The 6977-nt window shown below is 45.5% G+C and carries 8 protein-coding genes; 6 read left to right on the top strand and 2 right to left on the bottom strand.

Going from position 1 to position 6977, the window contains the following annotated elements; translation table 11 throughout:
* A partial coding sequence (locus IQ235_RS01220; RefSeq protein WP_264319674.1) for a GAF domain-containing protein occupies positions 1 to 868 on the bottom strand: 868 nt, incomplete at its 3' end.
* A 509-nt stretch (positions 869 to 1377) separates the two neighbouring features.
* Between IQ235_RS01220 and IQ235_RS01215 the strand changes: the two genes are divergently transcribed.
* Positions 1378 to 1674, top strand: coding sequence for a sll1863 family stress response protein (locus tag IQ235_RS01215; RefSeq protein ID WP_264319673.1), 297 nt, complete (start codon positions 1378 to 1380; stop codon positions 1672 to 1674).
* A gap of 318 nt (positions 1675 to 1992) precedes the next feature.
* Positions 1993 to 2751, top strand: a complete 759-nt coding sequence (locus tag IQ235_RS01210) for an LmeA family phospholipid-binding protein (RefSeq protein WP_264319672.1) — start codon at positions 1993 to 1995, stop codon at positions 2749 to 2751.
* 160 nt (positions 2752 to 2911) lie between these two features.
* Here IQ235_RS01210 and IQ235_RS01205 read toward each other — a convergent pair whose 3' ends face one another.
* The gene (locus tag IQ235_RS01205) at positions 2912 to 3055 is read right to left on the bottom strand and encodes a hypothetical protein (RefSeq protein ID WP_264319671.1); all 144 of its coding nucleotides are present in this window, start codon (positions 3053 to 3055) and stop codon (positions 2912 to 2914) included.
* 88 nt (positions 3056 to 3143) lie between these two features.
* Between IQ235_RS01205 and IQ235_RS01200 the strand changes: the two genes are divergently transcribed.
* The 4 genes from IQ235_RS01200 (at position 3144) to IQ235_RS01185 (ending at position 6953) form a co-directional block, all read left to right on the top strand.
* Positions 3144 to 3632: a tetratricopeptide repeat protein gene (locus IQ235_RS01200; protein WP_264319670.1), complete on the top strand. Its 489-nt coding sequence runs from the start codon at positions 3144 to 3146 to the stop codon at positions 3630 to 3632.
* Positions 3633 to 4303: 671 nt separating this feature from the next.
* Positions 4304 to 4516, top strand: a complete 213-nt coding sequence (locus tag IQ235_RS01195) for a hypothetical protein (protein ID WP_264319669.1) — start codon at positions 4304 to 4306, stop codon at positions 4514 to 4516.
* Between the two features lie 261 nt (positions 4517 to 4777).
* The gene (locus tag IQ235_RS01190; protein WP_264319668.1) at positions 4778 to 5746 is read left to right on the top strand and encodes a PstS family phosphate ABC transporter substrate-binding protein; all 969 of its coding nucleotides are present in this window, start codon (positions 4778 to 4780) and stop codon (positions 5744 to 5746) included.
* 199 nt (positions 5747 to 5945) lie between these two features.
* Positions 5946 to 6953 carry a hypothetical protein gene (locus IQ235_RS01185; RefSeq protein ID WP_264319667.1) on the top strand — a complete coding sequence of 336 codons (1008 nt, stop codon included), beginning with the start codon at positions 5946 to 5948 and terminating at the stop codon, positions 6951 to 6953.
* The last annotated feature ends 24 nt before the right edge of the window (positions 6954 to 6977 follow it).

Below are 6977 nucleotides of genomic sequence, written 5' to 3'. Positions count from 1 at the left end.
CTTGGAAGGGGTTATCGGTTCCGGCTAAAGTGGCGATCGTACAATCGGATCGACTGATGGCGACTTTGGTCAAACTCGGATCGGTGTTTTTTAGCGGAACCAAAAGGTCCCAGTCTTTGCCCACGGATTCAGCCACCAATTCTCCACTCCAGTCGGGGTTGAAGCGATACACCAAAACCCGATCGCAGTGGAGGGCTTGCCGCAGTTCTTGGGTCGTGGCGGTAAAAATCGTTTCTAGATCGAGGGTGCGGCGCATCCGCCCGACTACGCGAGAGATCGTCTGTTCTCGCATGGCAATTTGTTGCAGCTTCCCTTGAACCTGCTTGCGCTCTTGAATTTCGCTCTCGAGAGTTTGATTGGCTCTGACTAACTCCCGAGTCCGTTCGCGGACTTTGCTTTCTTGCTCGTCATAGGCGCGACGCAGCTCGGCTTCGGCTTTGAGGCGTTCTTGAATTTCGCCGTACAACGCTTGGTTGATCGTTTCGAGTTCTTCTGGGGTTTTGAGGGACAAAAACTGAGGTAACAACGTCACCATAGACATGGCGGTATAGCAAGATACTAGAGCGGTCGCCCCTTGCTCCACTCCAGACAGCCAGTATGCTGGATGCCAAAGGGTCCAAATTTCGAGCAAGTGTCCGACACCGCAGAGGATGATGAACGCGCCAAAGAGAATGAAAAACTTAAAGAAGGGAATATCTGGACGATTGAGGACAAAGTAAACGAGCATCGCCGGAATCGAGAAATAGGCGATCGCAATGAGCAAATCACTGACGACGTGCAGCCCCACCAATGGTGTTTGCCACAGGTAGCAGTGACCGTGGGGCATATACTGCTCCGGCGAAAGTAGATTTTTAAGAATTTGCCACATTGAATGTTAAGTGCTTGCGAAGAAAGACAACGAATGAGAACACCAAACGATCGCCTAATTCTAAGATTTTAAGGGATAGACTTTTAGGCGCTCTTTTCAAGTTTATCCTGTAAAATATTGACTTTATACTTTCGATTCAAGAACCATTCCATTTTCCCGTTCGTACCCAGTCTTTGGAAAAGTGGATAAATTCTGAGTCTAAACCATCTTCAAGAAAACGTTCGTGAATATCAAGACAATCTGATATTTTTTTCGGATCTTTCACAAATCGAAATTTAGATGAAACCTCCCTCGAACTTAAAGTGCGATTTACTCAACCAATACCCGCAGGATTTCGCTAATAAAAGTGATGAAAATTCTACTCAAAGAGGGGTATGCATTCAGGACAAAGAATGTTTAGATAGAATCACGAATGTTAAAAAACAGGAAGACCAGCTACTATAGTCTGCAACTTCACTCATTCAATCACTCAAATTTCAACAAAGATTCAGATCTGGAGGTCATACTCAATGGCAACTGACGAAACCAAACAAGCCTATCAAGCCAAAGTTAAAGCCCAACTGGATAAATTTAACGCTCAAATTGACGAGCTCAAAGCCAAAGCCACTCAAGCTAAAGCCGACGCAACCATTGATTATCACGATCGCATGGAAGAGCTGTACGCCAAGCGAGACGTCGCCGCTCGCAAGTTTAAAGACATTCAGGAAACGAGTACAGATGCCTGGGATGAGGTGAAAGTTGGCTTCGAGAAAGCCTGGGGCGAACTACAAGGGGCATTTGATAAGGCTAAAGACAAGTTAAAATAAGCCTTTGTCCTTAATGCCGGACGCTTTGCACCGCACGTTCTTCTTCCCAATCTCAGATTCAGGTGGGAGACGTGCGGTGTACCTTGATTCGAGGATAACCGAAACCAAACAGACCTATTTGCTCGACGCAAGCGAGTTGTACTTGTAAAGCTCGAGCCATTCTTGCGAGCCTAATAATCGCTTTCCTGGGAAGATATCGAATCTCCCAGCCACCTTCAAAGTGACATCATACCCGTTCCGTTGCCGTAGATCGAAGTAACGCTGCGACAAGAGCGCTCCGCTCCCATTGATTCATTCCAACAAGTCGAACCCAAACTCATGAGCACCGAAAATCTTGGAATCGCTCAGCAAGCAGTGAATAAAGCTGCCGAATTTATTTTTGCCACTCGCATTGACAGTGCCAATCATCTAGCCGTCGAAGTCAATGCCGATCCCGAGCGCATTTCCCGCGGAGCCGTCGATTCGATTTGGTTATCTGCTGATGAAGTTGCGCTTTCGCCCAATTTTCGAGTTGAAAAACTCGAGATCGAAATTGCGAATATCGCGATCGATCCGATGCGAGCGCTGTTGGGGAATGTGGAACTCACCCAACCGAGCCAAGGCAAGACTTGTATTCTTTTGACCGATGAGAACTTCGGCTATACTTTAAGTTCTCAGAAAGTGCGAGAACGGCTAAAAGCGCAGGATTTTGGATTTTCTGAAGCGCTTGGAACCCTTAACTTAGAAAGAGTTGAATGTCGGATAAAATCCGATCGAACCATCGAAGTCGATGCCGAAGTTATCTCAAACGGCACGGGGCGAAAACAGAAATTTTCCTTTGAGTACGCATTATCTTTTCACCCAGCCAGTTTTAAAGTGATGACAATCGCTCTGGAAGAAAGCAAAAGCAACATCAAAGACGGCGAGCTTTTCCTACAGCTTCGAGAGTTCATGCTCGATCGAATTTCCGAACTCCTCAATCTCGCTCACTTTCGCTTAGACGGTGTGACGGTTAAAGTATCTCACCTAGAAGTTCGAGAAGGTACTATAGAGCTACAAGCCAAGCTCGAAATTCAACAGATTCCCTCCACTTCATAATTAAAAATTTCGATCGCCACCGAAAAACAATTCCTCGAATATTATCGAATCATTTCCAATTCGGCTGAATATCACATCCGGAATGTAAGTCCGCGCAGCGATTAGCGCTCAGCTTTTGAAGAAAAGGCACGAGTGAATGGGTTGAATCGGAGTTCTCGCTTCAGGGCAAAAGTTGATAGTCTTTGCCATGAGAATCCATGAATATTTCTGCATCCGGGACTTGAAACCCACTGACGGCTGATGGCTGAATGCTGACTCTGAAATTAGGATTAATATTAAAAATTCTCACTTTCGAGGGAGTCAATTTTCCTTCCTTCGATAGAGGTTTATTTTTATCGTTCTCGATAGAATTATAAAAGATAGTTAATTTATTTATTGAAAGGAGATTATTTATGTTGACCCGAACAATTTCGATCGCGAGTCTTACGGCAACAGTATTAACGGTACTTTCTCCGGTAGCACTAGCTCAAGAAGAAGAATTAGAGAAGTTTGCAATCGATGCGGCTTGCCCTCAAATTATTCAAAATAGAGCAGCACGAGTTGTCGAATTCACACCCCCGACTTATGAATCTCAACCCATTCCCGATAATCTCAATACCGCTCGTTCTTGGCAAATTGTGGGTGAAAATGCCGTAGCCACGGGTGATTTTCATAATGCCTTACAAGCCTTTGATAAAGCCATTGAGTTATCGAGCGGACAAGAGCCAGAAATATTAGAACAACGAGGTTGGGTATACCATATTCGCGATAATCACAATCGTGCGATTGCCGACCTTAAAGCAGCCGCTCGACTTTACGAAGAAAGAGAAAATCGCCTGGCTCGTGCGGATACCTGTCAGATGATCTCCTATGTCGAGCAGGAGCAAGATCGTAACAGTTAATTAAGGGTTTGGCGATCGAATTCGATCGCCGGTTGCCAATTCGATCGACGATCGAAATAATTGGCTGTCAAAATGCAATTATTTACAAACAAAAATAAATTGTAACCTCACGAGATGCCGCGATAATAAATCTTGACTTTGACGTTCGAAAGATCCCTAGTTTACCTCAAATATGTATCAAAAACTACAGCCTTAAACTTTGAATTTTATCGGTTGAATAACAAAAGTTAATCGTATTCATCAGATATTCCCAACAATATCAGTTTCGATTGTTGGGAATATCTCAACACTGTCTCAAAGCTTTACTCAAGCGCAAAGCGTTCTTAACCTATATCCCGTACTTTATAGGGGAGTCTGAAATTGTAAATCGAGCTAGCTTCTTCATCACCCAGTTTTTTGCGAACTGGGTCTTTTTGTTTGAATATCCTCACCCCTAGCGGGAGTTATCCTATTGCTGTTTCTTGGAAGTCTGGGGTATCTTTAATAAAAGAAGAGAGTAAGATTCCAATTTCAATCTCACACTCTTGTCAGTTCGTTCTCGCAATCGATCGTCTGCTTAAAATATATTGGATTGATATTGCAGGTATGAGAGACTCAACGGTCGATGGAAAACGGATTTAATATTTATCGTTGTAATCGGGGTGTTCGTCGTGAAAGATCCGTTGACTTTAATGAAAGCTCTTGCTGAAATTGCTCGTAGCGGCAAGTGCGATCTTCAAGATCGCGTCGCGACCATCGAAGCTTTGCTAAAAAAGGGATATTCCGCTCAAGCAAACTGGCTTTTGGAAAATCCTCTTTGCTACGGTGAAGTGATTTCAGAGGAATTTACGGCTTGGCTTCGGTATTGCGAACAAAGACAAATTCCAGCTCACATGGAAAATTAGTTGTACGTCGCTTAAGCATCCGAGCGTTAAAAGTATTATATGGATAATACGCGTTCGGGTCTAGTTTGAGAGTATTAAACTCATATATTTCCGTGAAAATACATAAATAAAGACTTCTAGAAATCTCAATTCTAGAGGTTATTTTTTTCTTAATTTAAGATTATTACGATCTTAAACTGTGGCGAGTATACTGGCTGCGAACAGCGCTGTGACCGAAAAATCTAGCAGCATAAACTCAGCAGTGTGAGAGTAATAAGGAACATGACACTCAAGCTCAAACCCATTGCGCGGATGACTTCGATGGCCGTTGCCGCTACGACCATCGCCCTCGGTGCCGCACAAGTCCGCTCGCAAAATGCCAGCATCGTCAGAATTGATGGCTCTAGTACCGTTTACCCGATTACCGAGGCAGTCGCCGAAGAGTTTCAAATTTCTAAAAGTGGCTCTGTTCGGGTCACAGTTGGAATTTCTGGGACTGGTGGTGGCTTCAGAAAATTCTGTGCTGGGGAAACTGATATTTCCGATGCTTCCCGACGAATTAAAGAATCTGAAATTGAGGCTTGCAAAGCCAATGGGATAGATTTTATCGAATTACCCGTTGCTTACGATGCCTTAACCGTCGTCGTTAGCCAAGATAACCCTCTCTCTAGCATTACCTTCGAGCAACTCAATGCCATGTGGGCCCCGGAAGCTGAGGGGACGGTATCGAGCTGGAATCAAGTCAGTTCTGGCTGGCCGAGCGCACCTTTAAACCTTTACGGTCCCGGTTCCGACTCGGGAACTTTCGACTATTTCACCAAGAAAATTAACGGCGAAGAGGGTGCAAGTCGGGGTGACTACACCGCCAGCGAAGATGACAACGTTTTGGTTCAAGGCGTGGCGAGCGATGTCAACGCTCTGGGATATTTCGGCTTTGCCTACTACCTAGAAAATCAAGGTCGGCTCAAAGGGTTGGCCGTCGATGGTGGAGACGGTTCTCCGGTGTCTCCTTCCGCAGCGGCTGTGAACGATGGTTCCTATCCCCTTTCTCGTCCTATTTTCATTTACGTGAGCACTAAATCCATGGAACGCTCGGAAGTGGAGGAATTTGTGCAGTTCTACCTCACCCAAGGGGTGCAATACGTCAGCGAAGTTGGCTACGTTCCCCTTCAAAGCAACGATTACGAGGCAGCACTGACACGCTTTAACAATGGCGAAACCGGTGCGGAACCTCTACGCGAAGGTCTGTAAACTTCGCTTTCTTCATCTACTCACAGATCCCTTGAGCTTTGAATTCAAAGAGCGATCGATCCGAATTCTCGATATTGGGCGATCGCTCCTTTTTGGCAATCGATCGGAATTTGGAATTCTCAAGCGCGGAATTTAGGGGATATTCATTCTTCCCCATCTCTTTTACCCTCAAGTCGGGATCTTCTCAACTAGTACTCTGATGAAACTCCTTTTTTTGCTCCGAAACAAACTGATACAAACCTTATTGGCACTGCGGACGTTATGGCGTCCTGTGCTGCTGATGGCCATCGGACTTCACGTTTTGTTTCTGAGCCGACCGCTCCCTCCAGAAGAAATCGTTGAGGCGGCAATCGATCCGGAGTTGCTCGATGAAGAATCCGTGACGATTACTAGTTTGTTGGGAGGGGAGGAGGAAGAAATTGAAGAACTCGAGCCGGAACTAGAAGAACCTGAGCCGGAACCTGAGCTGGAACCGAAACCTGAGCTGGAACCGAAACCTGAGCTGGAACCGGAACCTGAGCCTGAGCCGGAACCAAAACCCGAGCCGAGAGAAGAACGCCTTCCACCACCTCCAGACCCCGTTGAAGAGAAAGCAGAACCTGAGCCGGAACCAGAACCTGAGACGGAGCCGGAGCCTGAAGAAGAACTCGAAGACAAAAAGGAAATAAAAGAAGAAGAACCGGAACCTGAGCCTGAGCCAGAACCAGAACCCGAGCCAGAACCCGAGCCAGAACCGGAACCCGAGGCGAATACGGAAGGAATCAGACGAGGTGGTGCAGATCTGGTGGAACGGTTGAGAACTTGGCTCGTGGGTGAATTAGCAGCTGATGGTGTAAATGATTTTGATGCCCTGAGTGACTTTGCATCAAAATTAAACATCGAGTTGATGCCTGAAGATAAGCTACCTTATTTTTTCGATAATCCCGACCCAGATAATCCCGATTTCCGAGAAGGCGTTTTGCCAGGTAAATGGATTAGTATTCAACAAGTGAGTCCCCGTAATGCTTATCCTCAGTTTATCCAGCCGATTTTAGAAGGACGTATGGGATTTGAAGTTGAGGAACTCGGAAAAGCATATGCTGATGAATACTTATATCGAGCGCAAAATCAGGAGGGTGTTGAGTTTTATCTGAGCTTAATTAAACTTAAAGGGAGCGGAGCAACAATGATTATCTGGACCACCGATCCCAGAGATGATGCAGCTTAACTTTTGGAAACTTGGAGGGGATTA

The organism is Zarconia navalis LEGE 11467 (assembly GCF_015207075.1).
GTDB lineage: Bacteria > Cyanobacteriota > Cyanobacteriia > Cyanobacteriales > Geitlerinemataceae > Zarconia > Zarconia navalis.
Note: the sequence above shows the minus strand (reverse complement) of the source record. Positions and strands in the feature narration are given on the sequence as shown.